Annotated in this window: 28 protein-coding genes; 20 read left to right on the top strand and 8 right to left on the bottom strand. The window is 57.3% G+C overall.

Translation table 11 applies throughout. The features are described from left to right. Nucleotides 1-50: 50 nt before the first annotated feature. Complete coding sequence (locus IG616_RS12310) at nucleotides 51-1,049, top strand: aldose epimerase family protein (protein ID WP_192148467.1); 999 nt, start codon at nucleotides 51-53, stop codon at nucleotides 1,047-1,049. A 30-nt stretch (nucleotides 1,050-1,079) separates the two neighbouring features. Beyond that, nucleotides 1,080-2,117, top strand: a complete 1,038-nt coding sequence (locus IG616_RS12305) for a histone deacetylase family protein (protein ID WP_192148466.1) — start codon at nucleotides 1,080-1,082, stop codon at nucleotides 2,115-2,117. Between the two features lie 56 nt (nucleotides 2,118-2,173). On the opposite strand, the gene IG616_RS12300 is transcribed toward IG616_RS12305, so the two are convergent. Continuing rightward, nucleotides 2,174-2,791, bottom strand: coding sequence for an HAD family hydrolase (locus tag IG616_RS12300; RefSeq protein ID WP_192148465.1), 618 nt, complete (start codon nucleotides 2,789-2,791; stop codon nucleotides 2,174-2,176). A 121-nt stretch (nucleotides 2,792-2,912) separates the two neighbouring features. Between IG616_RS12300 and IG616_RS12295 the strand changes: the two genes are divergently transcribed. After that, on the top strand, nucleotides 2,913-3,827 hold the full coding sequence (locus tag IG616_RS12295; protein WP_192148464.1) for a PhnD/SsuA/transferrin family substrate-binding protein: 915 nt from the start codon (nucleotides 2,913-2,915) through the stop codon (nucleotides 3,825-3,827). An 8-nt stretch (nucleotides 3,828-3,835) separates the two neighbouring features. On the opposite strand, the gene IG616_RS12290 is transcribed toward IG616_RS12295, so the two are convergent. The 5 genes from IG616_RS12290 to IG616_RS12270 all read right to left on the bottom strand — a co-directional run bounded on the left by IG616_RS12290 (nucleotide 3,836) and on the right by IG616_RS12270 (nucleotide 8,214). Further along, entirely contained in the window at nucleotides 3,836-5,011 is a 1,176-nt protein-coding gene (locus IG616_RS12290; RefSeq protein WP_192148463.1) for an acetate/propionate family kinase, read from the bottom strand. A 5-nt stretch (nucleotides 5,012-5,016) separates the two neighbouring features. After that, nucleotides 5,017-6,426 carry a bifunctional enoyl-CoA hydratase/phosphate acetyltransferase gene (locus tag IG616_RS12285; RefSeq protein ID WP_192148462.1) on the bottom strand — a complete coding sequence of 470 codons (1,410 nt, stop codon included), beginning with the start codon at nucleotides 6,424-6,426 and terminating at the stop codon, nucleotides 5,017-5,019. Between the two features lie 129 nt (nucleotides 6,427-6,555). Continuing rightward, nucleotides 6,556-7,122 (bottom strand): TadE/TadG family type IV pilus assembly protein, encoded by a 567-nt coding sequence (locus tag IG616_RS12280; RefSeq protein ID WP_192148461.1) that lies wholly within the window; start codon nucleotides 7,120-7,122, stop codon nucleotides 6,556-6,558. A gap of 11 nt (nucleotides 7,123-7,133) precedes the next feature. Further along, a complete protein-coding gene (locus IG616_RS12275; RefSeq protein WP_192148460.1) occupies nucleotides 7,134-7,682 on the bottom strand; it encodes a TadE/TadG family type IV pilus assembly protein in 549 nt (182 codons plus the stop codon). A 49-nt stretch (nucleotides 7,683-7,731) separates the two neighbouring features. Next, on the bottom strand, nucleotides 7,732-8,214 hold the full coding sequence (locus tag IG616_RS12270; protein ID WP_192148459.1) for a pilus assembly protein N-terminal domain-containing protein: 483 nt from the start codon (nucleotides 8,212-8,214) through the stop codon (nucleotides 7,732-7,734). 511 nt (nucleotides 8,215-8,725) lie between these two features. Here IG616_RS12270 and IG616_RS12265 point away from each other — a divergent pair. The 9 genes from IG616_RS12265 to IG616_RS12225 all read left to right on the top strand — a co-directional run bounded on the left by IG616_RS12265 (nucleotide 8,726) and on the right by IG616_RS12225 (nucleotide 17,603). Further along, on the top strand, nucleotides 8,726-8,899 hold the full coding sequence (locus IG616_RS12265; protein ID WP_192148458.1) for a Flp family type IVb pilin: 174 nt from the start codon (nucleotides 8,726-8,728) through the stop codon (nucleotides 8,897-8,899). A gap of 174 nt (nucleotides 8,900-9,073) precedes the next feature. After that, entirely contained in the window at nucleotides 9,074-9,580 is a 507-nt protein-coding gene (locus IG616_RS12260) for an A24 family peptidase (protein WP_192148457.1), read from the top strand. Nucleotides 9,581-9,798: 218 nt separating this feature from the next. Continuing rightward, complete coding sequence (cpaB, locus tag IG616_RS12255) at nucleotides 9,799-10,578, top strand: Flp pilus assembly protein CpaB (protein WP_192148456.1); 780 nt, start codon at nucleotides 9,799-9,801, stop codon at nucleotides 10,576-10,578. Then, entirely contained in the window at nucleotides 10,575-12,041 is a 1,467-nt protein-coding gene (locus tag IG616_RS12250; RefSeq protein ID WP_192148455.1) for a type II and III secretion system protein family protein, read from the top strand. The genes cpaB and IG616_RS12250 overlap by 4 nt, the downstream gene beginning before the upstream one ends. 9 nt (nucleotides 12,042-12,050) lie before the next feature. Beyond that, nucleotides 12,051-12,764 (top strand): CpaD family pilus assembly protein, encoded by a 714-nt coding sequence (locus IG616_RS12245; RefSeq protein ID WP_192148454.1) that lies wholly within the window; start codon nucleotides 12,051-12,053, stop codon nucleotides 12,762-12,764. Then, entirely contained in the window at nucleotides 12,764-14,071 is a 1,308-nt protein-coding gene (locus tag IG616_RS12240) for a CpaE/TadZ family protein (protein ID WP_246476214.1), read from the top strand. The genes IG616_RS12245 and IG616_RS12240 overlap by 1 nt, the downstream gene beginning before the upstream one ends. Before the next feature lie 30 nt (nucleotides 14,072-14,101). Continuing rightward, nucleotides 14,102-15,592 carry a TadA family conjugal transfer-associated ATPase gene (locus IG616_RS12235; protein WP_192148453.1) on the top strand — a complete coding sequence of 497 codons (1,491 nt, stop codon included), beginning with the start codon at nucleotides 14,102-14,104 and terminating at the stop codon, nucleotides 15,590-15,592. 8 nt (nucleotides 15,593-15,600) lie between these two features. Next, nucleotides 15,601-16,611: a type II secretion system F family protein gene (locus IG616_RS12230; RefSeq protein ID WP_192148452.1), complete on the top strand. Its 1,011-nt coding sequence runs from the start codon at nucleotides 15,601-15,603 to the stop codon at nucleotides 16,609-16,611. Nucleotides 16,612-16,622: 11 nt separating this feature from the next. Next, nucleotides 16,623-17,603 (top strand): type II secretion system F family protein, encoded by a 981-nt coding sequence (locus IG616_RS12225; protein ID WP_192148451.1) that lies wholly within the window; start codon nucleotides 16,623-16,625, stop codon nucleotides 17,601-17,603. Nucleotides 17,604-17,700: 97 nt separating this feature from the next. On the opposite strand, the gene IG616_RS12220 is transcribed toward IG616_RS12225, so the two are convergent. Further along, nucleotides 17,701-18,483 (bottom strand): tetratricopeptide repeat protein, encoded by a 783-nt coding sequence (locus IG616_RS12220; protein WP_192148450.1) that lies wholly within the window; start codon nucleotides 18,481-18,483, stop codon nucleotides 17,701-17,703. Nucleotides 18,484-18,694: 211 nt separating this feature from the next. Here IG616_RS12220 and IG616_RS12215 point away from each other — a divergent pair, with 211 nt between their 5' ends. The 3 genes from IG616_RS12215 to IG616_RS12205 all read left to right on the top strand — a co-directional run bounded on the left by IG616_RS12215 (nucleotide 18,695) and on the right by IG616_RS12205 (nucleotide 21,432). Beyond that, on the top strand, nucleotides 18,695-20,089 hold the full coding sequence (locus IG616_RS12215; RefSeq protein ID WP_246476213.1) for a leucyl aminopeptidase family protein: 1,395 nt from the start codon (nucleotides 18,695-18,697) through the stop codon (nucleotides 20,087-20,089). A 66-nt stretch (nucleotides 20,090-20,155) separates the two neighbouring features. Further along, nucleotides 20,156-20,506, top strand: a complete 351-nt coding sequence (locus IG616_RS12210) for a MarR family transcriptional regulator (protein WP_073008195.1) — start codon at nucleotides 20,156-20,158, stop codon at nucleotides 20,504-20,506. A gap of 44 nt (nucleotides 20,507-20,550) precedes the next feature. Next, a complete protein-coding gene (locus tag IG616_RS12205; RefSeq protein WP_192148448.1) occupies nucleotides 20,551-21,432 on the top strand; it encodes a C40 family peptidase in 882 nt (293 codons plus the stop codon). Nucleotides 21,433-21,459: 27 nt separating this feature from the next. Here the strand turns inward: IG616_RS12205 and IG616_RS12200 are convergent, their stop codons facing one another. Further along, nucleotides 21,460-22,632, bottom strand: coding sequence for a DNA recombination protein RmuC (locus tag IG616_RS12200; RefSeq protein ID WP_192148447.1), 1,173 nt, complete (start codon nucleotides 22,630-22,632; stop codon nucleotides 21,460-21,462). A gap of 91 nt (nucleotides 22,633-22,723) precedes the next feature. Between IG616_RS12200 and def the strand changes: the two genes are divergently transcribed. From def to truA, 5 genes are read left to right on the top strand one after another with little or no spacing between them, the layout of a single operon-like run. Then, complete coding sequence (gene def / locus IG616_RS12195) at nucleotides 22,724-23,242, top strand: peptide deformylase (protein ID WP_192148593.1); 519 nt, start codon at nucleotides 22,724-22,726, stop codon at nucleotides 23,240-23,242. Nucleotides 23,243-23,286: 44 nt separating this feature from the next. Continuing rightward, the gene (locus IG616_RS12190) at nucleotides 23,287-23,919 is read left to right on the top strand and encodes a MarC family protein (RefSeq protein ID WP_192148446.1); all 633 of its coding nucleotides are present in this window, start codon (nucleotides 23,287-23,289) and stop codon (nucleotides 23,917-23,919) included. A gap of 46 nt (nucleotides 23,920-23,965) precedes the next feature. After that, nucleotides 23,966-24,907: a methionyl-tRNA formyltransferase gene (fmt, locus tag IG616_RS12185; protein ID WP_192148445.1), complete on the top strand. Its 942-nt coding sequence runs from the start codon at nucleotides 23,966-23,968 to the stop codon at nucleotides 24,905-24,907. A gap of 17 nt (nucleotides 24,908-24,924) precedes the next feature. Further along, on the top strand, nucleotides 24,925-25,464 hold the full coding sequence (locus IG616_RS12180; RefSeq protein WP_192148444.1) for a GNAT family N-acetyltransferase: 540 nt from the start codon (nucleotides 24,925-24,927) through the stop codon (nucleotides 25,462-25,464). Nucleotides 25,465-25,472: 8 nt separating this feature from the next. Then, nucleotides 25,473-26,315, top strand: a complete 843-nt coding sequence (gene truA / locus IG616_RS12175; protein ID WP_192148443.1) for a tRNA pseudouridine(38-40) synthase TruA — start codon at nucleotides 25,473-25,475, stop codon at nucleotides 26,313-26,315. Nucleotides 26,316-26,318 lie beyond the last annotated feature (3 nt).

Genomic DNA, 26,318 nt, shown 5'->3' with positions numbered 1-26,318 from the left:
CGGCCCGCAAGAGCCACGCAAGAGACGTTTGGGGCAAGGAAGAGGCAAAGATGAACCGGGAATTCGGCCGACTGGATGACGGCACTGTTGTTGAGGAAATCACCCTGAAAAAAGGGGCGCTGGAAGCAAAGGTTCTCACTTTCGGTGCGATCATCCGGGATCTGCGTTTCAATGGGAAATCCCGTATTCTCGGTTTCGACAGCCTTGAAGGCTATTTGAACCACGGCCCTTATTTTGGTGCTGTTCCCGGACGGTGCGCGAACCGGATCGCCCATGGCCGTTTTGAAATGGATGGGCAGAGCTATCAGCTTACTTTGAAGCCTGGCAGCAAGCATCATCTTCATGGTGGACCAAATGGCTTCGCCCGGCGGATCTGGACCATTGAACAGCAGGACAAGGCTAGCGTTCTGCTGAAATACATCTCCGAAGACGGGGAGGAAGGCTATCCGGGCCGGGTTGAGGCTTTGTGCCGCTACACGCTCACCGGATCGGGTGCATTGCGCGTGAAGTTCACGACCACCACAGACAAGGTGACGCCGGTGAACCTGACGCAGCACGCCTATTTCAATCTGGACGGCGAAGGCGACATTCTGGATCACACGCTTGAGATTGCAGCGGAAACCTATCTACCGGTTGATGACGATCTGATCCCGACCGGTGAAATCCGCAATGTTGCCTGGACGCCTTATGACTTCCGGGATGGACGTCAGATCCGGCGCAAACCGGGGGAAGAGGGTGTGGTCTTTGACCATAACTTCTGCCTGAGTGAAGCACCGAGGTACGAAGTGGTTTTTGCCGCGGCTCTTGAAGACAGTCAGGGTGAGTGCCGCATGGAAGTCTGGACGACCGAACCGGGCGTTCAGCTTTATGATGCCCAGGGTTTGAACGTTCCTGTTCCGGGCCTTGAAGGCCGCCGCTACGGAGCCTTCGCCGGTCTGTGTCTTGAAACCCAGCGCTGGCCGGACAGTGTGAACCGCGACAGCTTTACGCCTGTGCTGCTGCACCCCGGTGAAACCTACAGCCACGTGACGGAATTCCGGTTTTCCTGACCGGAGGTGCCAGGAGAGGTTGGTCTGCTGATGAAAACGGTCTTTTCGCCAGTGGAGCTGAAACATGCTCCGAAGAATGAAATCTCAGACGGCCAGCTCCGCCCGGCGGTGGAAACTCCCTCACGAGCGGAGATTGTCCTCAAAACCGTGCGGGACCGAGGACTGGGCGAGATCATCGAGCCGCTCGACTTTGGTGTGCAGCCTCTTCAACGCGTGCATGCTCCCGATTATCTGGCCTTCATGGAAGGCTTCTGGGACCGTTGGCTTGCGGAAGGCCGGACGGCGCAGGAGGCTTTTCCCTATGTCTGGCCCGTGCGCACATTGAGGGCTGATCCTGCACCTGAGCACATCGACGGGTTGCTTGGCCGCTACTCCATGGATGCTGGCACGCCGGTTGGACCGTTTACCTTCGAAGCGGCAAAGGCCTCGGCCAACGCCGCACTGACGGCAGCTCAACTGGTCAAGGATGGCGGAGAAAGCTCGGCTTTCGCTCTATGCCGTCCGCCAGGCCATCACTGCGGCAAGGATTTCTTCGGCGGATATTGCTTCCTGAACAATGCGGCGATTGCGGCCCAGTGGCTTCTGGATCAAGGGGCGCATCGTATTGCGATCCTCGACGTCGATTACCATCACGGCAATGGCACGCAGGCGATTTTCTACGACCGTCCAGATGTGCTGTTCCTGTCGCTTCATGCGGATCCCCGGCATGAGTATCCGCATTTCCTCGGTCATGAAGATGAAACCGGTGAGAAGGCGGGAACGGGTTTCACGCGCAATTGGCCCCTGCCGCTTGGGACTGGCTGGGAAACCTATTCCGAGGCATTGGAAGAGGCCTGCCGCTGGCTCCATGTCTACAAACCAGACTATCTTCTGGTGTCTCTCGGTATGGATTGTTACCGGGAAGATCCGATTTCCAAGTTCCTGTTTAACAGCGGGGACTTTACCTCCCTTGGTCAGAGGCTGAAGCGGCTAGGCTTGCCGACCATCTTCCTGATGGAAGGGGGCTATGCCGTCGATGCGCTGGGCACGAATTGTGTCAATGTGCTGGAAGGTTTCGAGACGGCCTGACGAATAAAACGATGCTCCGCCCGCCGAGGGAGGCGGAGCTGCCGGTGTCGTGACTCTCAGACCGGAAGACCCAGCTTCTTCAACTCTGCGCGAAGATGGTCCGGGTGCTGGAAATGGACCGCATGCATACCCGCTGCGCGGGCTGCGTCGACGTTCTTCGGGGAATCGTCGATGAAGACGCAAGTCCCTGCGTCCAGTCCGTTCCGCTCCAGCAGAACTTCATAGATGCGCAGGTCCGGCTTCAGGAGACGCTCGTCAGCGGAGACGACGATGTCCCGGAACGACGTCTTCAGGAACGGGAATCTGGTCTGGGCTTCGGTGAATTTCTCGGAGGAGAAATTGGTGATCGCATAAAGCGGTGTTTGCGCGGCCTTGAGTTCTTCAAGAATTGCGACCGTTCCGGAAATCTCACCCGGTACCATGTCGTGCCAGCGGTCACGATAAGCGGTGATCAGGTCGCGCTTTTCCGGATACTCCGCGACCAGCAGGTCCACGGCTTCATCCCAGCTGCGGCCCCGGTCCTGCTCAAGGTTCCAGTCGTAGCTGCAAATCTCCGTCAGAAAATGCTTCCGCTCCGCCGGATCGGGCAGAAGGTGCTGATAGAGATGGTTCGGGTCCCACTCGATCAGGACATTGCCGATGTCAAAGACGACGGTGGTTGCTTTTGCGGTCATGGGATCCTCAAATGTTGCGGCTGAATGTGCCGCATGAAATAGGCAGGTCAAACTGGTAAATTCAGGTGAGCGACTCGCTCCAGATGGAAGGAAGCCTATCTGAAATGGCAGAAAAATGGTCGTGAGAATTCTTGGCATCCTGGCCTGCGTCTGCACTCTGATGGTGCCGGGCCTGACCGGTTCCGCGTCAGCGCAATCGTTCTCACGGTTCAAATTTGGTGTCGCCGTTGGGACGGATGAAGAGATCCGCGAGCGGATCGAACCCTTCAGGCTGTATTTGGAAGAGGTGCTGAACAGACCGGTTGATCTGTTTCTCATTCCGACCCTTGATGAACTGACTACTGCCCTCGTCAATGGCGATGTGGATTATGCGGTCCTGTCCGGCTCCGCCTATAGTGCAGCCTCTGCCTTTTGCGGCTGCGTGGAGCCCTTGGTCAGCGCAAGACCCGAAGTGGGCAACGGGCGCTATCATGCGGTCGTGATTTCCCGGCGTCCGCTGACAATGGCGGATCTCGCAGGCAAGCGACTGGCGGTTCAGGACAGTGGTTCCACGACAGGCTATCGGATACCGCTCGCCAATCTTGAGAAGCAAGGGATCGATGTCCGCGAGCATTTCCGCACGCTGCTTCGCGTTGAAAGCGGAGTAGACGGTCTTCTGGCCATCATGGATGGCCGGGCAGATGCCAGCCTGGGCTGGTCCACACTGAGCGGGAGTCCTCAAACAGGTTACACCGCGGGGACGCTGAATGACTATTTTCTGAGTGGCGCGAGAGGGCTCGACAAGCTTACGGTCGCCTGGGCGTCTGCCCCGCTGCCCTATGATGCGCATGCGGTGAGAGCAAATCTGCCGGACGATCTCAAGACGCGGCTGAAGGACGGGCTGCTGCAGCTTCTGGCTCAGGCTCCGGATGTCTATCTGGCCATTGAGCCTGACTTGCCGGGCGGGTTCCTGAGTGTGAAGGAAACCGATTATGAGGCCTTCAAGGTGACGTTTGGCGAGGACGCCCGGAAGGTTCTCGAGCGTCCCCAGCAATAGGCCACATCCTACGCCTGTAGAAGCGAAAGCGTGTGCCGGCGGATCATTTCTTCTTCATTTGTCGGCACCACCAGGATCTTGACCCGGGACGTGTGCTTGGAAATGACCGCTTCAGCAGAAGCATTCAGGGCTGTGTCGATTTCCATGCCCAGCCAGTCCTGATTGGCACAGACCTCTGACCGCACGAGGGCTGAATGCTCTCCAATACCGCCGGTAAAGACGACGGCATCCAAGCCGCCCAGGACAGAGGCCATTGCGCCGATTTCCCGGCGGATGCGGAAAACAAAATAGTCGATGGCCTTGCGGGCCTCAGCGCTGGGGCTTTCCGAAAGGGTTCTCATGTCGGAACTGATCCCTGAGAGCCCGAGCAGTCCTGATTTCTTGTAGAGAAGATCCGAGATTTCCGCCCCGGTCATGCCCTTGGTCGTCAGGAGATAGAGAACGACGCCCGGGTCCAGCTGACCGGTTCTTGTGCCCATCGGCAATCCGTCAAGGGCGGTGAAGCCCATGGTGGAGTCGATGCTTCGCCCTGCTTGCAGGGCGCACATGGAGGCTCCGTTGCCCAGGTGGGCGACAACGACACGGCCCCTGAACAGGTCCGGATGCTGATCCGCGAGGTGGGACGCAATATATTCGTAGGACAGCCCGTGGAAGCCGTAGCGCCGAACACCTTCCTCATAAAGCTCCCGGGGAAGTGCGAAGGTGTCGTTGACCCAAGGGTGGTCCCGGTGAAAGGCGGTGTCGAAACAGGCCGCCTGAAAGGCGTCCGGGAAGGCCTGCCGTGCGGCGAGAATGCCCGCAACATTGTGCGGCTGGTGCAGCGGCGCAAGCGGGATCAGGGCTTCCAGATCAAGGATCACGCTGTCATCAACCGCAACAGGTGCCACAAAAGGGTGCCCGCCATGGACCACCCGATGACCGACCGCATCGACCTTCAGGTCGCCGCAAGTTGCGCTGATGGCAGCCAGAACTGCCTGAAGGGCATGGCGGTGATCCTGGCCGTCCGCGGCGGACAGGGCGTCGTCCAGCTTCTTGCCGGACCGGGCGTCCTTGAGTTCGATCCTGGGACTTGTGCCGAGGCCTGAGACCTGTCCGTGCAGCCTGCCGTTCGCTCCTTCATAGAGGGTGAACTTGATAGAAGAGGAGCCGCAGTTGAGAACAAGCGTCGTGATGTTTGGGCTCATGATGGTCACTCCGCAGCCGCGAAAGGAGCGACCGCCGTCCCCGTCTCCTGCCAGTGATGGTAGAGCAGGGCGAGCGCACAGGACGCCATGCGGGAGCGGGCATCGTCCGCTCGGGAGGTCAGGATGACCGGCACTTTCGCGCCGACCACTAGCCCTGCGGCTTCCGCATGGGCGATGAAGGTCAATTCTTTCGCCAGCATGTTGCCGGACTCAAGGTTTGGAACGATCAGGACTTCCGCATGACCGGCGACAAGCGACTTGATGCCCTTGGTGCGGGCGGCTTGAAGATCGATCGCATTGTCCATCGCCAGCGGGCCGTCAACAACGCCGCCCCGGATCTGGCCACGATCCGCCATCTTGGAGAGAATAGCAGCATCCAGGCTTGAAGGAATCGCCGGATTGACGGTCTCGATGGCGGAGAGGATGCCGACTTTCGGCATCTCCATGCCGAGAGACAGGGCAACATTGATGGCGTTCTGGGTGATGTCGACTTTGGCGTCCAGGTCCGGGGAGATATTGATCGCCGCATCGGAAATCAGCACTGGCGTTGCCCGCCCGGGAATGTCCATAATGAAGACATGGCTGATGCGCTTGCGGGTGCGCAGGCCGCCCTCCCGCTTGACCACGTGGCGAAGCAGGTCGTCGGAATGAAGACGGCCCTTCATCACCGCTGCCGCCCGGCCTTCGTGCACCATGGCCACCGCACGGGCCGCCGCTGCATCGTCATTCCCGGCGTGGACGATCATCAGGCCGGAGAGATCCGCGCCAATTTCGTGAGCGGTTTCCTCGATTTTCGCACTGTCGCCGATAAGGATCGGCAAGATCAGTCCCTTGTGAGCGGCGTCAAGGGCTCCCTGAAGAGATGAGCTGTCCTCGGGTGCCACAACTGCCGTCGGCAGGCGGGGCAGGGTTCGGGCCAGCGAAATCAGGCGGTTGAAATGCCGGTGACGCTCAATCAGGAGGGCAGGGATCTGAGATCCGTCGAATTCGATCTGCCGCGTCGGCGCTGAAACCTCCGCCACACCATCGGCGACGACCGTGTCGTCGGGCAGAAGAACGCGCGTGGTCAGACGGACCATGTTGTCAGGCAGTTTTTCCGTGACCTCAATGCGCACCGTTAGGGCATCGCCAAGATCAGCCTGCTTGCGGAATGCCAGTGTCTGGGACCGGTAGACCGTCCCAGGGCCAGGCAGGATGTTACCGAGAACGGCGGAGATCAGCCCGCCAATCCACATTGCCGGCGCGAATGGCTTGTCGTTCTTGCCGTCGCCCGTCCAATCGGTGTCGGGAAGGTGCAGCGGGTTCCGGTTTCCCGAAGCGTGGGCGAAGATCAGCAGATCATTCGTGGAGCAAACCTTGGTGATCTCCGCCACATCGCCTACTGCGATCTGATCGTAAGTCTTGTTGGTCGCCATGATGAGCCCCTTTATCTGGCGTGTGGCCGAGCCGGTCTGTGACGCTGCGGCGCAGCATACCGGGAAACTAGCCATCGCTGATGGGCAATCAAGTCAGGACAAGTCGCTATCGCGTAACGTTAAGTTTTCTCAGGTCTTAGTTACTTTGGTCGTCAGGCGCGGGCGGAGGAACACAACTCCGGACATATCGATGGAAGTGGCGCGAGGGAAAATGTTCTGTGCCAGTGATGCGAACATCGGGACGTAGGTGTATTTGGTCTGGCACACGATGATTGACTTGTTGGCTGCGATTGCCCCATCCGGGATGGTTATTGGTGGAGCTTGGTCTTTTGCCCATGGCGTTCCACCCGACTGGTCGGCACTCCAGTCCACTGTTGCTTTCTTGTCCTTGTCGAAGGAGACGCTGGCCACAATAACAGTCATATTGCTCGCGTCGTAAGGCTCCATGATGTAGGTGCGGGCCTTCATCAAGTCCGCAAGGCTGGTGGAACTGACGGAGGTGGCACGGGCGACCATATCGCCGATAGAGCTGGCAACCTGGGCGACCTTCCGGTTCTGGTTCAAGCCCGTGGTGGCTTCCGCCATGCCTATGAGCAAGATGATCAAAAACGGCAGGATCAGTGCAAACTCAACAGCTGCCACACCGCGGGTGTTTTTTTGCAGCCGGATAAAAAGGGAGACGCGGTTGGTCCTCATCACATCAATCCCTAGATATACGGTTCATTGCGGAAGACCGCAGTTGAGTAGAGCAGCCGTTCCATGTTGCCGGTATCCCCGGCATCCATTCGGGTGAACGAGGTGAACATGGGCCACCGGTAGAGTACTCTGACAACCATAATCGAGCTGGCTTTTCCAGGCGTATAGGAACTGGTTCCCGTCGACTTTCCACTTGCGTCGGTCATGTCAGGCAAGCTGTCAGGGTCCGCAAGCGCAGCAAAATCCTCAAAGGAACGGACGTCGATTTCAATGCGGGTTGCAACACAAAGGACACTCAGATTCTCGCACAGATCTGTCGCAAACTGATCTTTGCTGAAGTTTCTCGCCTGGCCTGTTCTTAAAAGGCGGGAAGATTCAAATGTGGCGTGATCCAGAGCCTGATTGACGAAAAAGGCGAGGCCGAATTCGATAAGGCCGAAGAGCAGCATGAAAAAGGGAATGCCTACCGCTGCGAACTCGATTGCAGTGACGCCTCTTTGATCCCGCTTAAATCCGCGGAAAAGCCGGATTAGTCCAGCTCTTTGCCTGGTACCCTTCATTGCTTCTTTCTTCCGGATCTGAAGAGGGCGGAAAAGCATGTTGAGCCGTTCAGTTGGAGGATGGGGCAGCGCTACCGGTCGCGGCGCCGAGCGAGAGGTCGTTTCGCGACGATGCCTGTTCGGCGAGGACTTTGAAACCGGTCTCGGAGTTTCCGACCTTCAGGGTCGGATCGCATTGAGGAGAGCAGGAATAGGTGTCTTGTACGGCGTTCCGGGTCACGACAACAGTATTTGCGGTTGGGCTTCCAACGGTGACGACCTCGTCAATGATCGGCTCGTTCTTGGCATCGAGAATCACCAGGTTGGTGCTGCCGTACAACTTGCCGGTCACCACAACCGTATATCTGTCCTGCATGACAACATCTGCAATCAGCGGGTTGCCGACAATGACGGAGGATGCGGGTTCTTCAATCCTGAAAACTTTGGCGTGGTCCATCACCACATGAACGCCTTCGCCTGCTGCTGCCTGAGCGCAGGGCGCGGCAGCCAAAAGGGAAGCCATTCCGATCAGTTTTTTGAAATCGGTACGCATAGCCAAGCCTACTCCACGTCAAAATCAGTTTATCTGCATTTACCGAGACTATGGTGAAGGAAGCCCTAACGAGTCGTCTTGTGCCGTCTTTTCAGGACGATGGATGATTTCATCGGATGCGTTATTCCCAAGGTTGCGACCGGGAATAAGATATTTTTCCTTGTGCAGATTTTATCTGTTCTGATTTTTAAACATTACGTTTCCGTGATACTTCGGATTCGTAGAAAATAATAATTTTAGATAGTTTTTAAAATTATATATTGAATTAATACATTGAAAGTTAAAATTTATTAATAATAAAATTCTTACTATTTGATGTTATTATATAATTTTGAGGAATTATCTGATAGTTTTGTTAACTATAATTCGGCGCGGAGTGATTTTTATTCGAAGAGGCAGTAAATTTAACTCTATGGAAAGTGATGGGCACTATGTTGTCCTCATGTTCGAACGGCTGGTCAACGGGCTGGCGAACTTGAGCTGTCAATATGTGGTAACTAGGAGCAAACTTATGAAGAACCTTTTCGCACGCTTCGCCAAGGATGAATCTGGCGCAACTGCTATTGAATATGGCCTGATCGCCGGTCTGATCTCCATCGCGTTGGTGACCGTGCTCGGAACGACCTCGACTTCTTTGAATGGCGTATTCACCAAGATCCAGACGGCTCTGGGTAACGTGAAGTAAGTTATTTACGGCAAGTATCTGGCGTAATCTTTGCCTTTGGTTGAAGATCTAAGCCATATCTATGCTACATGAAAGCGGGCGATCATTTTGCCCGCTTTCTTCTTTTCAGGTAACGAAACATCCAGATTTATCTGCTAATTTCTTGCCAGTCGCGCATGAATGGAGAGTGATTGCATGCTCGAAGCAGCTGTGCTTGTCGTTTTCCCAATACTCGTTGCCTATTCTGGCTGCTCAGATCTCTTTACGATGACCATCCCGAACAGGGTGTCCATTCTCCTCATCTCTGCCTTTCCGTTGTTGGCACTCGCCAGCGGTATGCCACTTTCTGAATGGGGAACACACGCGCTCGGTGGAGCGGTGGTTTTTTTCCCTTGTCTGGTGATGTTCTCATTGGGATGGATGGGCGGTGGGGATGCCAAGATAGCAAGCGCCGTTGCGTTATGGTTCGGATTTGGTCCTGACTTGCTCGCCTTTGTTCTTTTTACGGCCATTTATGGCATGGTGCTGACAGGTGGCTTGCTTGCCTTCAGACAGATTCCGGTTTTGCCAAATGCACTTGCACGTCAGGATTGGCTGTTCCGGTTGCACCACCCGAAGACAGGTATCCCCTACGGAATAGCGATCGCCGCTGCTGCACTTCAGGTTTACGGCACCACCCAGTGGATGGAATTAGCTCTCTAAAAGGACATGACCTTCCTGAGAGTGAAGTTGGTTGGCTTCTGATTATGGTTATTGAATCGTTAATATTATAGCTGAATGCGAAAAATAATATTTTGTTAAACTTAGTTAAATAATATTAACTATCTATTCTCACAGATATTTAACCATGTTTTGACGAATTCTGTCCCAAACTGAGTGAAAGGGTAGGGCTTCCTACCGGATTCGATGGGATATTTGTGATGAAACATGCACGCCTTCTGGTGTTGGGAGTGGCTTTGGGCGCCGGACTATTGGCTGCCCGCATGGTCATGACCAGAAGCACGCCCGAGCCGCTTCCGATGCCTGCTCCAGAAGCAGTTGCCACAGAAACAGAAGAGGTTCTGGTTGCCTCGCGGGACATTAATCTGGGGGGCAAGCTGAATCCCTCAGACCTTTCCTGGAGCAATTGGCCAAAAGACTCCATGCCCAAAGGCGTGATCAGCAAGGCAGCTGAACCTGGCGCGATGGAGACTTATGCCGGTCAGATTGCCAAGTCTCCCATTTATGAAGGCGAGCCAATCAGGCCACAGCGTCTTGTGAACACTGATCGCGGGTTCATGGCTGCCATCTTGCCCAAGGGCAAGCGCGCGATTGCTGTCCGGGTCGAAGCTGAAACGACAGCAGGCGGTTTTATTCTGCCAGGAGACAAGGTCGACCTGATCCTGACCAAAGGGCGTGAAAACCAGCAATCCGGTCCGACCAGTGAGACAATTCTGGAAAACGTCCGGGTTCTGGCAATCGACACGACCACTGCGGGTGAACAGGACGAAAAAAACCTGGATCCCAAAAGAACCGCAACACTTGAGCTGACACCCGAGGAAGCTGAGATCGTCGCCCAGGCGCAGCAAGCAGGCACAATTTCGCTGGCGTTGCGAAGTGCTCAGGACTCTTCCGATGACGCTCAAGAGGAAGTCCGGCGCAATCGCGGTGGGGTCAACTTCGTGAAATACGGCATTTCCAGTCAGGCAGCGGCAAAATGATTGAAGTTTTTCAAAAGGCAATCTTAGCGGGCGGCAGGCGCTTTCAACTCATCGCCGTCCTCCTGGCTTTTTCCGCCTGTACGGTTTTCCAGCCGAAAGCTGCGGCATTTGCGGATGCAAGCTTCCCTAAACAGATCCACATTGCTTCCGGTGAGCGCACACAGGGACGAATGCTGCGTGTAGGTGTCGGTCGGTCGGTCGTCATCGATCTGGCTGAACCGGTTGCGGATGTCCTTGTCTCGAATCCCGCCATCGCCGATGCAGTCGTTAAGACACAGAATCGCGTCTTTGTATTGGGTAACAAGCTTGGCCAAGCAAACTTGGTTCTGTTCGCGTCCAGCGGCCGGGAATTGGCAAGCTTCAACCTGCGTGTCGAGGCGGATTCGTCAGATCTGGAGTCCCTGATCAAACGTTTGCTGCCGCGCACTCGAATTGCGGTCGAGACCCTTAATGGAAGTGTCATTCTGACAGGATCTGCGGCGTCGGCAGCGGATGCCCAGGCTGCTGGTGACATTGCGTCGCGTTTTATGGGCACTGGCGGTGCGCCGGAATCCGGTACACCGTCTGTTCTGAACATGATTGCGGTTGACGAGAAGGATCAGGTTCACCTCAAAGTGACCGTTGCCGAAGTGGAGCGCTCGATCATAAAGCGTCTCGGCGTCGAGATGGGCGGTTCGGTTGGGATTGGCAACTATACCGCCGGCTTCAACATGCCTGCCTCCTACAACGTGAATTCCAACGTCGTCAGTCAGGCATCTTTAGCCGGAACTTTCGTCGCGGGGAACACATCCCTTGCGGCCAACATTGAGGCGCTGCAGCGCGATGGGGTGATCCGGACGCTTGCCGAACCAACGCTGACTGCCATTTCAGGCGAGAACGCGAATTTCCTGGCGGGTGGCGAATTCCCCATTCCGGTTGGCTATGACAACGACAGCAACAAGGTTACCATTGAATTCAAGAAATTCGGTGTTGGACTGGATTTTACCCCTGTTGTCCTGTCCGGTGGCCGTATCAGCCTGAAGATAAAGACTGAAGTAAGTGAGCTAACCACCGACGGCGCGGTGCAGCTCAGCAGTATTACGATACCGGCTTTGAAGGTGCGGCGGGCGGAGTCGACCCTTGAGCTGCCATCTGGCGGTACGCTGGTGATGGCCGGCCTGTTGAAAGAGTCTTATAAGCAGTCGATCAACGGTGTTCCTGGTCTCATGCAGCTTCCGGTGCTCGGATCACTTTTCAAAAGCCGTGACTTCCTGCGTCAGCAAACTGAACTGGTGGTTTTCGTAACACCCTACGTGGTGGCGCCGGTCGCAGCCAGCCAGATCCAGCGGCCCGATCAGAATCTGATGCTCGCATCTGACGCTGAAACCGTTTTTCTGAACCGTCTCAACAAGATCTTCCGGCCTTCCATCGATGTGGCGCCGCAGGAATCCTATCATGGCCAAGTTGGCTTTATTTATAAGTGAGGGTGGAAGATGAGCACCAGTCGTATCCATCTTGCCAGTGTCGTCACGAAGGCTGCGGCTTGCGGTCTCTTGCTGACGGTCCTCGCTGCATGCCAGAGCCAGCAGCAGGACAGTCAAGTGTCTCAACTGGCGCTGAGTGACTATGGTATTCGTCATCCGATCGTCGTGTCGGAGCAGCCAGAAACCTTTGACATGCCGGTGGGGGCACAAACGCGTCACCTCGGCCCGCAACTTGCGGACAGTGTCATGGAGTTTGCAGCTGAATCCCGCCGGCGGGGCAACGGCCGTGTCGAAATCCTGGTGCCTTCCGGAGGTATCAACGAAGCTGCTATTCACTCCGTCACTCCGGAAGTCCGTAAGGCGCTCCATGCAGGTGGCCTGTCCCGCTCTGCTGTAACCACCCGTTCTTACGCGGTGACTGATCCAGGTTCTGAAGCTCCTATCCGCTTGTCCTACATGCGGGTTAAGGCAAGTGCCGGACCTTGCGGAACCTGGCCAAGCAGTATCGATGGCAAGTTCAACAGCAATGTTGACTACGAGAACTACGGGTGCGCGACACAGGCCAATCTTGCCGCAATGGTCGAAAATCCATCCGATTTGCTAAGGCCTCGTGCAAGCACGCCTGTGGACCAGCAGCGGCGTGCAGAAACATTCAAGCAATATCGCAGTGGTGAGATCAAGCTCAGCTCTGAAAGCGGAAGCTCTCTGACGGATACCAAGTGATGACAGACCTCGATCAGATCATGCCAGCGCAAAACGGCGATCAGGACCATGCTTCGGATTGGCTTGATGCCGTTCCGGCTGTAATTGATACGGCAAGCTTGCGGCCCGTGCCACGTATCTCGGTTCAGGCATTTTGCCTGAACGATCAGACGGCAAAAGTGGCCGAGTCTGCTGCCGAAGACCGGCGGATGGCGAAGGCGCATGTAAAAGTGCACATGGGTGGCATCCCGGCGGCAATAGAGTTCTATGCGCAGGCGCCGACCCCCAACCTGATGGTCCTCGAGGTCGGCAATGATGCACAGAAGCTCCTGAGCGATCTCGATCAGCTGGCAGAATATTGCGATTCCGGGACGAAAGTCGTTATCATCGGCCAGATCAATGATGTCGCCTTTTACCGTGAGCTCATGCATCGCGGCGTAAGCGAATATCTTGTCGCCCCGGTTGATATTTATCAGCTTATCGGAGCGATCGGGTCGCAATATTCAGATCCCGCGACAGAGCCGCTTGGCCGTACCATAGCTTTTTTTGGCGTGAAGGGCGGGTGCGGAGCCTCTACGGTTGCGCACAATGTTGCCTGGTCGCTGGCAAGGAGCTACCGCAACGAAGTGACTGTCGCGGATCTGGATCTGCCTTTCGGCACTGCTGGACTCGATTTTAACCAGGATCCCTTGCAGGGTGTCTACGAGGCTGTTTCAGCTCCCGAGCGGCTTGATGAGACACTTCTCGACAGAATTCTCTCCAAGTGCTCCGATCATCTGAGTCTTCTGGCCGCTCCAGCGTCCCTTGAACGGACCTATGATTATTCTGAAGCTTCTTTTGACGGGCTTCTTGATACGATGCGGAGCAGCACACCCTCCATCATTCTGGATGTGCCGCATGCATGGAACGCTTGGGTCCGTAAGGTTCTGGTCAGCTCCGATCAGGTCGTTATCGTTGCTGAGCCGGATCTTGCGAACTTGCGAAACGCCAAGAACGTCATCGACACCCTGAAGCAGCTCAGACCGAACGACAATCCACCCATGCTTGTCATGAACCGGGTGAATGTCCCCAAACGGCCGGAGATCAAGCCGGAGGAGTTCGCGACGGCTCTGGGTTTGAACGCCCAGTGCGCTATCCCGTTTGAACCGCAGCTGTTTGGCACGGCGGCAAACAATGGCCAGATGGTTGGGGAAGTGGACGGACGGCATGCGGTCAGTGACATGTTCGCGGCCATCGCCCAAGTTGTGTCCGGTAGAAGCGACGGCAACAAGATCAAACGGTCTGCAATCAACTCACTGTTGTCCAGACTGAAGCGCAAGTCGGCCTGATAGGCTCGAAGAGGGAGTGCGATAGTCGTCATGTTCGGAAGACGCGGCACATCACCACAAAGCCCGGCACCGGTACGCGTTCAGGTGCCTGTAGAGCCCGTTGCCACGCCTGTTCCGGCTCCAGCGGCTGAACCAATGCCCGCGCCTGCTGCAGTTGCGCCTGTTAAACCCTCAACTCCTGCGCCGTTAGAGTCTCCTCGGGCCTCGGAAGACACGCGCCGACGAAAAACCAACGACTATTACGAGACCAAAAGCCAGATCTTCAATTCCCTGGTCGAGGCAATCGACCTCTCGCAGCTGATCCGCCTTGGGGCCGAGGACGCAAGGGATGAAATCCGGGATGTGGTCAACGACATCATATCCCTCAAGAATGTGGTCATGTCGATCGCCGAGCAGGAGGACCTGCTCGACGACATTTGCAATGACGTCTTGGGATATGGCCCACTTGAGCCGCTGCTGGCGCGCGATGATATTGCCGATATCATGGTCAATGGCGCTCATACGGTTTACATCGAAACCCAGGGCAAGATGGAGCAGACAAACATCAGCTTCCGCGACAACGCGCAACTGATGAATATTTGCCAGCGTATCGTTAGCCAGGTCGGCAGGCGGGTGGACGACTCCAGTCCGATCTGTGATGCCCGGTTGCCGGATGGCTCGCGTGTGAACGTCATTGCCCCGCCGCTGGCGATCGACGGCCCCGCACTCACGATCCGTAAGTTCAAGAAAGACAAGCTCACGCTCGACCAGCTTGTCCGCTATGGATCGATTACTCCCGACGGTGCGACTATTCTTCAGATTATCGGCCGATCCCGTTGTAATGTTCTGATCTCCGGGGGAACCGGTTCGGGCAAGACGACCTTGCTGAACTGTCTGACGGGTTACATTGAAAGCACCGAGCGCATCATCACCTGCGAAGACTCTGCCGAACTGCAACTGCAGCAGCCGCATGTCGTGCGCCTTGAAACAAGACCACCCAACCTGGAAGGGGAAGGCGAGATCACCATGCGTGATCTTGTGAAAAACTGTCTGCGCATGCGCCCTGAGCGCATCATCGTCGGCGAAGTGCGTGGCCCGGAAGCATTCGACCTGCTCCAGGCCATGAACACCGGCCACGACGGTTCCATGGGAACCTTGCACGCAAACTCCCCGCGTGAGGCACTCTCCCGGCTTGAATCCATGATCACGATGGGCGGCTTCTCTCTTCCGTCCAGAACCTTGCGGGAAATGATTGTGTCATCCATCGACGTGGTGGTTCAGGCAGCCCGCCTGCGTGACGGCTCGCGCCGCATTACCCATGTCACCGAAGTGGTCGGCATGGAAGGAGATGTGATCATTACCCAGGATGTCTTCCTTTACGACATGATCGGGGAAGATGCGAACGGCAAGATCATCGGGCGGCACCGGTCTACAGGTATCGGGCGGCCGAAGTTCTGGGAGCGTGCGCGATACTACGGAGAAGAGCAGAGACTGGCTGCTGCTTTGGATGCTTCTGAAATGCCGGAATACATCAATGATTGAGCGCCGCCATGATTGAAACCCTGCCTCCAGTGGTCTCCACACTTGCAGTCGCACTGCTTTTTGCTCTCTGCCTTGGTGGTGTGATTTACGCCGTCTTTCAGCCGGCGCTCTCAGGCTCCAAGCGGCGGGATGCCCGTTTGAATGTGATTGCGGCCCGGCCTCAGTCGATTGAGAAACGGCGCCAGGCAAAAGATGGTGACCGCCGGCGGCGCTCTGTCCAGGATCAACTGAAGGATTTTGAAGAGCGGCAGAAAAACAAACAGAACCGGCGCAACAACCCCTCCCTCAACACGCGGATTGAGCAGGCAGGGCTCCAGTGGGAGAGGCGGCATTTCATCTATTTCAGTATTGCCAGTGCCGTGGTGTGCCTCGTTCTGGGGCTTCTGGTTAGTCCCAACATTTGGGTAGCGCTTGGGTTGACTTTCGCAGGGGGGCTGGGATTTCCGCGCTGGTACGTGAACTACAAGCGCAAGCGGCGCTTTAACAAGTTTCTGGATGAGCTGCCGTCTGCCGTCGATATCATTGTGCGCGGGGTAAAGGCCGGGCTGCCGCTGGGTGACTGCATCAAGATTGTCGCCCGTGAGGCGAACGAGCCTGTCGCAAGCGAGTTTGGAAAGATCGTGGAAACGCAGGTTATGGGAATTTCGCTGGCCGATGCCGTTGCGCGTCTTCCTGATCGAGTGCCCCTAGCCGAAGCCAATTTCTTCGCGATCGTTGTCGCCATTCAGCAAAAGGCGGGTGGTGGCTTGGCCGAAGCTCTCGGAAACTTGTCAAAAGTTCTTCGTGGCCGGAAGACGCTGAACCGGAAAATCAAGGCTCTTAGCTCCGAAGCAAAGTCTTCCGCGGCGATTATTGGTTCTCTGCCAATTATTGTGACAGGGATCCTTGGACTAACTGCACCTGATTATATTGGTCTTCTATTCACGACGACTACGGGGAACATTATTATCGGCGGGGGACTGTTCTGGATGTTCTGTGGCATCATGGTGATGCGGCAGATGATCAATTTTGATTTCTAGAGGGGCGGGGCATGTTCAATATTGATAAGCTGGCTGATAGTCAGTTTCTACTGGCCGCTCTTGCTCTGATTGCTGTTGCAGGGACCATGTTCACGCTGCTCTTGCCATTGTTCGAGCGCGATGGATTGAAGTCGCGAATGAAGTCTGTGGCCTTGGAGCGCGAGAAAATCCGGGCGCGGGAGCGGGCCAGGATTGCTGCGGAAAAATCAACACCAAGGGCCTCTTTGCGGTCAGAGCCGAAGGCTCAGGTTAAAAAGATCGTTGATCAGCTGAATCTTAAGGCAAAACTATCGGACGAACAGACACAGGATAAGTTGCGAATGGCGGGCTTCCGGGGCAGCCGGCCGCTTTATACGTTCTTGTTCGCTCGTGTCGCCTTGCCCCTTGTGCTGTTTGTGATCGCGGCATTCTACGCCTTTGTCGTCATGCCAGACACGGTCCCAACGATGTCGAAGCTGGGCGGTACGATTATCGTGAGCGGCTTGGGCGTCTTTCTTCCCAACATCTATGTTAAAAACAAAATCACAAACCGGCAGCTATCTATCCGCCGCGCTTGGCCCGATGCGCTCGATCTTATGCTGATCTGCGTTGAGTCCGGTATGTCGATCGAAGCGGCCTTTGGCCGTGTGGCCGAGGAGATTGGCTCTCAATCGATACCGCTCGCCGAAGAGTTGACGCTGACCAATGCGGAGCTATCGTTCTTGAGTGAGCGCCGTCAGGCCTATGAAAACCTAGCCAAGCGGACAGGTGTCGACGGGGTCAAGAACGTGATGATGGCGCTTATTCAGGCGGAGCGTTATGGCACGCCAGTTGGCAATGCGATCCGCGTCATGGCGGATGACAACCGCGAAGCGCGTATGCAGGAAGCTGAAAAGAAAGCCGCATCCCTGCCGCCGAAGCTGACGGTTCCGATGATTGTTTTCTTCCTGCCTGTGCTGTTTTTCGTCATCCTGGGCCCTGCGGTTATGCAGGTCATGGACACGTTCAAGTAATCAAATTTCTGCGGTAAAGCGACCACTTCGAAACAAAAAACGCCGGAAACCAGCGATGGTTCCGGCGTTTTGACTTGTCTGGGGAAGTGTTTTGCTCTTACCCGCGGCTTTGGCTGAGCATCTTGCGTAAGTAGGCCACGTTCTCGGCAGCCTCTGCTGGGCTGAGTTCCGCGGTAGCGACCTGTTCGGCCTCGCCGAATTTTCCCTGCAGACCAAGCACAAGCGCCAGGTTTTGCCGGATGCGGCTATCTGACCCTGGCAAAGCAGCTGCCCGGCGGAGATTATACTCGGCTTCCGGAAGCTCGTTGGAAAGCAAGTGCGAAAGAGCCAGATTGTTCAGCAGGGAAGGCTCATCCGGATGGATCTTGAGGGCCTGATGATACAGCGACCGTGCGCGGTCGTGATTGCCCATCTGATCGTGGACGGCCCCTTCCGCGGACAGGAGACGCCAATCCGGCATCTGGGGTGTTTGTGCCCCCTGGAGGACATTCAGAGCCTCCGGGAACTGGCCGTTCATCGCCAGGATCTTGCCATAGGCTGACGCGATATCCCTGTCGCCAGGATTGGCAATGACCGCACTGCGCAAAATAGCGGTTGCTTGCGGAATCTGCTCATTCTGGCTGAGCGCATTTGAGTAGCCAAGGATAGCACTCTTTTCCTTGGGGTTGTTCTTGTAGCTGTTAGCCCAGGAAGACACCGCGTTCCGGGCGGCAGCCGAACCGGGGGCAGCATAAGGCTGGGAAGAGGCGTGTGCGTGACTTCCGACCGCGCTCTGCTTGGAGGAAGCGCAGCCACCTGCAAGCAGGGCAACCGCGGTCATGGCTGCAACGATCTGCAGCCGGTGCCGCTTCAAGGGCTGGCGGTGAGCAGCAATAGCCATGTTCTCTCTCTCCAAATGAAATTGGATGCGCGATAGCGCCTGCCTCTGAAATACCTTGTTAACCCTAACGCTTTCTTAAACTGTGCATTTTGCATGTGCATCCGGTCGAGAATGATTTCGGTAGCTGCCGGTTGCCAAGCGCTTTTGAGGCGCTTAACTCTGCTAGAGAAATGCCCGCTGAGCTTGGGCACCTGCCAGAATGGAGTTCACCTTGCGCAATTCCCTGATCCGGAAATCCGAAGCCGGCCAGACCATCCAGATCCATCCGGTCACCCCGGAAACTCTGGACACTGTCCTTGAAAAGCTTGGGGCGGCGGCAAAAAGCTGGATCAGCCTCAACGGCTATTCTGCTGCAGAAGGCGCTTCGATCATTGTTCCGGCCGGGGAGGGCGGACAGGCAGCTGTTCTTTTCGGAACCTCTGCCGGAGCTTTGCCTCACGCCTTCGCACTGGGGGGGCTGGCAGGCAGCCTGCCTGCGGGGGACTATGAGCTCGCACAGCCTTTCCCTGATCCGGAACAGGCTCTTCTCGGCTTTGCCCTCTCGTCCTACCGGTTCACCCGCTACCGTGCGAACTCGGCTGCACAGTCCCGCCTAGTTGTCCCGGATGATGTCGATATCGACCGGATCCACACGATTCTGGATGGCGTTGCCATCGCCCGGGATCTGATCAACACGCCATCGAACGACATGGGGCCGGAAGAACTGGCCGCCGCGATCAGCAAGGTCTTTGAAGCCAATGGCGGCAAGGGGTCTGTGATTGCCGGGGACGATCTGCTCGCCCAAGGATTCCCGATGGTGCACGCTGTCGGACGCGCCAGTGACCGCGCACCGCGTCTGGCTGACTTCACCTGGGGCGATGAAAACGCTCCGAAGGTGACGCTCGTCGGCAAGGGCGTGGTTTTTGATACGGGTGGTCTCGACATCAAGCCCTCCAGCTCCATGCTCCTGATGAAGAAGGACATGGGTGGCGCTGCCAATGTGCTGGGCCTCGCCTCCATGATCATGGCTGCCAAGCTGCCGGTTCGTCTGCGCGTCATTGTGCCTTGCGTCGAAAATGCGATCTCTGGCAATGCCTTCCGTCCGGGTGACATTCTCCCAAGCCGCAAGGGGATCACCGTGGAAATTGGCAACACCGATGCCGAAGGCCGTCTGGTTCTGGGCGATGCGCTGGCACTGGCAGACGAGGAAAGCCCGGAGCTGCTGATCGACATGGCGACGCTGACAGGTGCTGCCCGTGTGGCTCTCGGGCCCGACCTGCCGCCGTTCTACACCCATGACGAGGATCTGGCGGAAGAGATCGCGCTTGTGTCGGAAGCAAGCGCCGATCCGCTGTGGCGTCTGCCGCTCTGGCAGCCATATATGAAGTATCTCGACAGCAAGATCGCCGACATCAACCACGTCAACACCTCCGGCGCAGGCTTTGCCGGATCCATCACGGCAGCCCTGTTCCTGTCGCGTTTTGTCGAGAATGCCGGTAGCTGGGTGCATTTCGATATCTTTGGCTGGACGCCGATCGAGCGCGCTGGCAAGCCTGCCGGTGGAGAGGCCCAGGGCATCCGGTGCCTGTTTGATCTTCTGAGCGAGAGATATCCTGTCACTAAATAACGGCTCCGAAACGAATTCCGTGTTTAAGTGTGCCAGACAGTCACCGGATGGGGTTTGCCAGGCACAATGGCAGTAGACATTCGCGCTTCACAGGCGCTGAAGCTGATGCATGAAGTCAATCTTGCGCTGGTGCGCGATGGGGAACAGGATCTCTCCGCGCGCCAGCTCACGATATTGCTCACGGTTTATCTTGAGCCGCCGCCCCACACGGTGCGTGGATTGGCTGCCAAGCTCAATGTGACCAAGCCCGCAATCACGCGGGCGCTGGACACTTTGGGTGGAATGAGGCTTCTGTCACGCAAGCGCGACGAGGCGGACCGCCGGAATGTGATTATCACCCGCACGGTTGAAGGTGCACTTTATCTTGATACGCTTGGCGACCTGGTGGTCGAAAAAGCACGTGAATTGCCGCGTTAGCGGAAAGGCAAGGCAGTCCCGGTCCGGGCTGCGCCAGGAGCAACATGTCGACATATGCATCTCCCGTCTCACTTGACCGGCGCCGTCATCCGGTCCGGCTGGATCTTGCCGCAGCGTCCTACAAGGGAAAGGTGGAAGCGGCTTCTTTCGTCGAAGGCTTCCGCCGCAGCGTTCGTGCGGATGTGCTGGACCTGCGCCCTGCCGCCCAGCTTGAGAAGGGCATCGATACTCAGGCCGTTTACGGCGAAGCGTTTCAGGTGTTCGAAGAAACACCGGATGGCTGGTCCTGGGGGCAGCTCGGTACGGATGGCTATGTCGGCTGGGTCCGCACCTCAGGGCTGGCAGATTCCATTGCTCCAACCCATCGGGTCAGGGCCTTGCGGACTTTCCGCTATCCGGGTGCTGATCTGAAGTTCCCGCCGCTTGGCCTCATCAGCCTTGGGGCGATGGTTTCTGTCACGGGATACACGGTTACGCGCGGGCTGGAATATGCCCTCCTCAGCGATGGTTCCGCCGTTGTGGCCCGGCACCTGGTGCCCGTTGGCCACTTTGAAAACGACTGGGTGGCTGTTGCCGAAGAACTGATCGGAACGCCTTATCTGTGGGGTGGCAGATCAAGCCTTGGCTTGGATTGCTCGGCTCTGTCCCAGATTGCCGCCAGCTTTGGTGGCCATGCATTGCCCCGTGACAGCGACATGCAGGCGGCAGAGGCTGGCGATGCAATCCCCCATGAGGATCTGTCAGGCCTGAAGCGCGGTGACTTGATATTCTGGCGGGGTCACGTGGCAATTGTCCGTTCACCCGACAGTCTTCTCCATGCCAACGGCTACACTATGACGGTTGCGGTTGAACCTCTGGAGGCAGCAATCAAGCGGATTGCGGCAACCGAGTGGGGCGTGGTGACGGGGGTCCGCCGTCTCGGTTGACAGGGCGGGTTCTGACTTGCTGCGGGATTAGCTGGAGGCAGGCAGCCGCTGTCCTGCTTCAAGATTGGCTGATGGCAGATCACCCAGGTCCAGCTCTTCGATCTTGCGGCTGCGCCGCGTGATCTTGTCGGTCGAAATCAGGATCTGCTCGATATCCCTGTTTGCCTGTCCGAAATGGGTCTGCAGCTTGGTGACCCGGTCATTCAGACGGCCGACATCATCGGTCAGATGTGCGACCTCTGCCTGGATCAGATGCGCCTGCTCACGCATCTTGGCATCCCTCAGCACGGCCTGAATGACCTGGATCGACAGCATCAACAATGATGGCGAGACGATCACGATCCGTGAGCGGTGCGCTTTCTGGATCAGGTCCTCGAAGCTTTCGTTCAACTCCGCGAAGATGCTCTCGGACGGCACGAACAGAAACGCCGTGTCCTGGGTTTCTCCCGGGACCAGATATTTCTCGTGAATGTCCTGAATGTGCTTGGAGAGATCCCTGCGGAACTGGGCTTGAGCCTGCTTCAGATGATCTTCGTTCAGGGCCTTGCGTAGGAGATTGAAGCCTTCCAGCGGGAACTTTGCGTCGATCGCAAGAGATGGGGCGCCATTTGGCATATGCACCAGACAGTCGGGCCGCGAGCCGGTCGAGAGCGTGGCCTGAAACGTATAAGCAGAGGAAGGGAGCTGATCCTGGATGATCGCTTCCATCCGTCCCTGACCGAAAGCGCCTCGTGTCTGCTTGTTGGAAAGGATCGACTGCAGTTCGACCACCTGACCTGACAGATCGGTGATGGTGCGCTGGGCTCTATCAATGACGGCGAGCCTTTCATGCAGTTGCTGAAGGCCCTCGTGCGTTTGTTTGGTCGTATTTGCCATGGAGAGGCCGAGCTTGTGCCCCATGCTATCAAGACGTTCGTTGACTGCCCGCATCATATCCGACTGGCGCGAGCCAAAGATCTCGGCCATGGTCTGCATACGCCCGGACATTTCGCCTTGGGAGCGCAGTAGTGTGGAGAGGTGCTGTTCCAGTTCGTGAATGCGCTCGGCAGCGGCACTCTCCTCGTCGGAGCGGTACCGGATCTGGCGCAAGGCGGACCAGGCCACCATCAGGATGAGACCCAACAGCATGAAGCCGGCGGCGACAGATGCCTCCAGAACGGTGACCGCCCGTCCGCCAATGACGAAGAGAATATCCTGCATGAAACAAACATAGAACGATTCGGGCCTGATTGCAGTCAGATCCGTGTTCAAACGCGTTGACCGGCGCGGCCGCTTTGCCTATGTGATGCGCATGACAAAACGTGACATCATCATCATTCCCGATCCGCTTCTGCGTCAGGTCTGCGCGCCGGTCGCAACCGTGGATGACAGTATCCGTGCTTTGGCGGATGATATGCTTGAAACCATGTATGAAGCGCCTGGTATCGGCCTGGCCGCGAGCCAGATTGGTGTGCTCAAGCGCCTCTTCGTTCTGGATGTGGCCAAGGAAGATGCTCCCAAGGAGCCGATGGTGTTCATCAATCCCGAGATCACCTGGGAAAGCGAAGAGCTTTCGGTGTATCAGGAGGGGTGCCTCTCCATTCCCGACTATTATGAGGATGTGGAGCGCCCGGCGCAGATCCGCGTCAGCTTCCAGGATCTGACAGGCAAGAATAACGAGATCGAGGCCGACGGGCTTCTGGCCACGTGCATCCAGCATGAACTCGATCATCTCAACGGTGTCCTTTTCATCGATTACCTGTCCAAGCTGAAACGGGACCGGGTGATGAAAAAATTCATCAAACAGTCTAAGCTGACCGGCAAAGGCTGAGACTTGCCGCAGAGCCTGGCCGGCGGAGCGAAAGGAGACAGGAAATGGACGTTGCCTTCTTCCTGAAACTCTTTGCCGCTCTGTTTGCAATCATGAACCCGGTCGCCAATCTGCCGGTCTTTCTGTCCCTGACGGCCGGCCGGGACACTGCGGGTCAGCGTGCGATCGCGCTGACCGTGATTGCTGGCCTTGCCGTCGGCACCGTGCTTGTGGCGCTGGCGGGCGAGGCGATTCTCAATCTCTTTGGCCTCTCGGTCGACAGCTTCCGCCTTGCCGGCGGTCTGCTCATTCTTCTCATCGCCCTGAAGATGGTCTCGGGCGAGCAGAGCAAGTCCCACAGCGGTACCGACCAGGAAAAAGAGCATCACGAGACCCTGGACAATCCGGGCATCTATCCGCTCACCGTTCCGCTTCTGCTCGGGCCTGGCACCATCTCGACCTTGATCATCTTCCGTCAGCAGACTCATGGTGCTGAACAGATGACCGCCTATGCAGCGGCAGTTGCCGCCTCTGTCGCGCTTTTGGGCGTGACGTTTCTGGCCGCGCCCTGGCTTGGGCACAAACTCGGACAGACGGCGACAAGCATCATGAGCCGTCTCATGGGGATGATTTTGGCCGCGATTGCGATGGAAATGATGACATTGAGCCTCAAAGCCCTGTTGCCCGGCCTCGCCTGATTGCGCCATAAGGGCACCTACTGTCGTCACAACATCTGGAACCATCATGTCCTTGCGCATCGTCTTCATGGGAACCCCGGACTTTTCCGTGCCAACCCTGATGGAAATTGTCGGCCAGGGGCATGATGTCGTCGCCTGTTATTCCCAGCCGCCGCGCCCGGCAGGCCGCGGCATGGAGCTGAAGAAATCTCCGGTGCATGAGGCTGCGGAGTCCTTTGGCATTCCGGTCTTTACACCGGTTTCCCTGAAGGATCCGGAAGAGCAGCAGAAATTTGCGGATCTCGATGCGGATGTGGCCGTGGTGGTCGCCTATGGCCTGCTGCTGCCCAAGGCGGTTCTCGAGGCGCCGCGTGAAGGCTGCCTCAATCTTCATGCGTCCATTCTGCCGCGCTGGCGTGGGGCAGCTCCGATCAACCGGGCGATCATGGCCGGGGACCGCGAGACAGCGGTTCAGGTGATGCGCATGGAAGAGGGCCTGGACACAGGTGCCGTCTGCATGTCCGAAACCCTGCCGATCAGCGAGACGATGACCGCCGGTGATCTGCACGACCGTCTGTCGGCGCTGGGCGGTGACCTGATGGTGCGCGCGCTTGCGGCCCTGTCGCGCGGTGCCCTGACCGAGACGCCCCAGGCGGAAGAGGGCGTGACCTATGCCCGCAAGCTCTCCAAGGACGAGACGCGGATCGACTGGTCGCAGGAGGCCAAACAGGTTCATGATCATATCCGTGGTCTTTCGCCGTTTCCCGGCGCATGGTGCGAGATGAACCTGTCCGGCAAGCCGGAGCGGGTGAAGATCTTGCGCAGCCTGCTGGCGGAAGGCACGGCAGCCCCCGGCACCGTTCTGTCCGTTGAGGGCGCTGGGCCGGTGATTGCTTGCGGCAGCGGCGCTGTCCGGCTGGTGCAGGTTCAGCGGGCAGGCAAAAAGCCTATGTCTGGCGAGGAGTTTCAGCGCGGCGCAAAGCTCTCCGAGGGACAAGATCTGAGCTGATATCAGGAGAGCTTCCGATGAGTGATGAGCGCGAGGAGATATCTGTGCAGATCCGTCCTGTAACGGCTGCGGATGAGACTGGCATCAAGGAACTGGTAACGGCGGCTTTCGGGCAGGAAACGGAAGCCCGGTTGACACACCGCCTGCGTCATTGCGGGGCATTCGTTCTGGAGCTTGTTGCAACCTCAGAGCACGGGCGCCTTCTCGGTCACATCGGCTTCAGCCGGGTGACGCCAGCCGACGTCGGGCCGGGGCAGTCTCTTCTTGTAACCTGCATGGCACCTGTTTCCGTGTGGCCGGAATTTCAACATCAGGGCATTGGCGCTGCGATGATTGAAGAGGGTATTTCGCGGATGAAAGAGTTGGGGGAGGATCTGATCCTGGTTCTGGGGTGGCCCTCCTACTATCCCCGTTTCGGCTTTGACGCGGAGCTGGCGCGCAAGGTGAAGGCACCTTATGCCGGCAACGCGTTCATGGCTTTGGCATTGACTGAGGATGGCCACCGGAACCTGCCGGTTGAGGTCACTTTCGCGACGCCCTTCCAGGATTTTGACTAAGAGCTCTCATGCCCCGTTACAAACTGACCGTGGAATATGATGGCAGGCCCTTTTGCGGCTGGCAGCGCCAGGCGAACGGTCCTTCCGTTCAGGCCGTGCTGGAGCGCGCCATCAAGTCCTTCTGCGGAGAGGATATCGCCGTTGGCGGAGCAGGGCGGACGGACACTGGCGTTCACGCGACCGGGCAGGTCGCCCATGCGGATCTGACCAAGGACTGGCCTGCGGAAACCGTCATGGCGGCAATGAACTTTCATTGCCAGCCGGATCCCGTCGTCATTCTCGATTGCGAGAAGATGCATGACGGGTGGGACTCGAGATTTTCCGCAATCCGCCGGTCCTACCGTTATCGCATTTTCAACCGTATTCCGCCGCTCACACACGAACGGGGCCTCGCCTGGCATGTGAAAGCGGACCTGGACGCGGAAATCATGAACGAGGCCGCGCAGGAGTTCGTTGGCCATCACGACTTCACGACCTTCCGTCACACCCGCTGCCAGGCCAAAAGCCCGGTGAAGACGCTTGAGCATTTCTCCGTGCGCCGCGAGGGGCAGATGATCATTGCGGAGTGTTCCTCCCGCTCCTTCCTCCACAATCAGGTCCGCTCCATGGTGGGCACCTTGCGGCTTGTCGGCGAGGGTAAGTGGCAGCTGGGCGACATCACCAAGGCGCTTGCGGCGCGGGACCGCATCGCTTGCGGCCCGGTTGCTCCAGCTGACGGTCTTTATCTGACGCGCGTCGACTACCGCTCCGTTGAAGCGGATCTTGAAGCTGAGGCAGCCTGGCAGGCCGAGAAGGCGGACCTGCTAAACGGTCAGACACACGCTTCCGCTGACGACGACGGCGAAGCCTGACCG

Source organism: Roseibium litorale, from assembly GCF_014842915.1.
GTDB lineage: Bacteria > Pseudomonadota > Alphaproteobacteria > Rhizobiales > Stappiaceae > Roseibium > Roseibium litorale.
The sequence above is the reverse complement of the archived record's forward strand: the minus strand, read 5'-3'. Positions and strand labels throughout refer to the sequence as shown.

Excerpts from the sequence above, each read along its gene's own strand:
- IG616_RS12310 (WP_192148467.1), top strand. The coding sequence starts at position 51 with ATGAACCGGGAATTCGGCCGACTGGATGACGGCACTGTTGTTGAGGAA.
- IG616_RS12305 (WP_192148466.1), top strand. The coding sequence starts at position 1,080 with ATGAAAACGGTCTTTTCGCCAGTGGAGCTGAAACATGCTCCGAAGAAT.
- IG616_RS12300 (WP_192148465.1), bottom strand. The coding sequence starts at position 2,791 with ATGACCGCAAAAGCAACCACCGTCGTCTTTGACATCGGCAATGTCCTG.
- IG616_RS12290 (WP_192148463.1), bottom strand. The coding sequence starts at position 5,011 with ATGAGCCCAAACATCACGACGCTTGTTCTCAACTGCGGCTCCTCTTCT.
- IG616_RS12285 (WP_192148462.1), bottom strand. The coding sequence starts at position 6,426 with ATGGCGACCAACAAGACTTACGATCAGATCGCAGTAGGCGATGTGGCG.
- IG616_RS12280 (WP_192148461.1), bottom strand. The coding sequence starts at position 7,122 with ATGAGGACCAACCGCGTCTCCCTTTTTATCCGGCTGCAAAAAAACACC.
- IG616_RS12275 (WP_192148460.1), bottom strand. The coding sequence starts at position 7,682 with ATGAAGGGTACCAGGCAAAGAGCTGGACTAATCCGGCTTTTCCGCGGA.
- IG616_RS12270 (WP_192148459.1), bottom strand. The coding sequence starts at position 8,214 with ATGCGTACCGATTTCAAAAAACTGATCGGAATGGCTTCCCTTTTGGCT.
- IG616_RS12265 (WP_192148458.1), top strand. The coding sequence starts at position 8,726 with ATGAAGAACCTTTTCGCACGCTTCGCCAAGGATGAATCTGGCGCAACT.
- IG616_RS12260 (WP_192148457.1), top strand. The coding sequence starts at position 9,074 with ATGCTCGAAGCAGCTGTGCTTGTCGTTTTCCCAATACTCGTTGCCTAT.
- cpaB (WP_192148456.1), top strand. The coding sequence starts at position 9,799 with ATGAAACATGCACGCCTTCTGGTGTTGGGAGTGGCTTTGGGCGCCGGA.
- IG616_RS12250 (WP_192148455.1), top strand. The coding sequence starts at position 10,575 with ATGATTGAAGTTTTTCAAAAGGCAATCTTAGCGGGCGGCAGGCGCTTT.
- IG616_RS12245 (WP_192148454.1), top strand. The coding sequence starts at position 12,051 with ATGAGCACCAGTCGTATCCATCTTGCCAGTGTCGTCACGAAGGCTGCG.
- IG616_RS12240 (WP_246476214.1), top strand. The coding sequence starts at position 12,764 with ATGACAGACCTCGATCAGATCATGCCAGCGCAAAACGGCGATCAGGAC.
- IG616_RS12235 (WP_192148453.1), top strand. The coding sequence starts at position 14,102 with ATGTTCGGAAGACGCGGCACATCACCACAAAGCCCGGCACCGGTACGC.
- IG616_RS12230 (WP_192148452.1), top strand. The coding sequence starts at position 15,601 with ATGATTGAAACCCTGCCTCCAGTGGTCTCCACACTTGCAGTCGCACTG.
- IG616_RS12225 (WP_192148451.1), top strand. The coding sequence starts at position 16,623 with ATGTTCAATATTGATAAGCTGGCTGATAGTCAGTTTCTACTGGCCGCT.
- IG616_RS12220 (WP_192148450.1), bottom strand. The coding sequence starts at position 18,483 with ATGGCTATTGCTGCTCACCGCCAGCCCTTGAAGCGGCACCGGCTGCAG.
- IG616_RS12210 (WP_073008195.1), top strand. The coding sequence starts at position 20,156 with ATGGCAGTAGACATTCGCGCTTCACAGGCGCTGAAGCTGATGCATGAA.
- IG616_RS12205 (WP_192148448.1), top strand. The coding sequence starts at position 20,551 with ATGTCGACATATGCATCTCCCGTCTCACTTGACCGGCGCCGTCATCCG.
- IG616_RS12200 (WP_192148447.1), bottom strand. The coding sequence starts at position 22,632 with ATGCAGGATATTCTCTTCGTCATTGGCGGACGGGCGGTCACCGTTCTG.
- def (WP_192148593.1), top strand. The coding sequence starts at position 22,724 with ATGACAAAACGTGACATCATCATCATTCCCGATCCGCTTCTGCGTCAG.
- IG616_RS12190 (WP_192148446.1), top strand. The coding sequence starts at position 23,287 with ATGGACGTTGCCTTCTTCCTGAAACTCTTTGCCGCTCTGTTTGCAATC.
- fmt (WP_192148445.1), top strand. The coding sequence starts at position 23,966 with ATGTCCTTGCGCATCGTCTTCATGGGAACCCCGGACTTTTCCGTGCCA.
- IG616_RS12180 (WP_192148444.1), top strand. The coding sequence starts at position 24,925 with ATGAGTGATGAGCGCGAGGAGATATCTGTGCAGATCCGTCCTGTAACG.
- truA (WP_192148443.1), top strand. The coding sequence starts at position 25,473 with ATGCCCCGTTACAAACTGACCGTGGAATATGATGGCAGGCCCTTTTGC.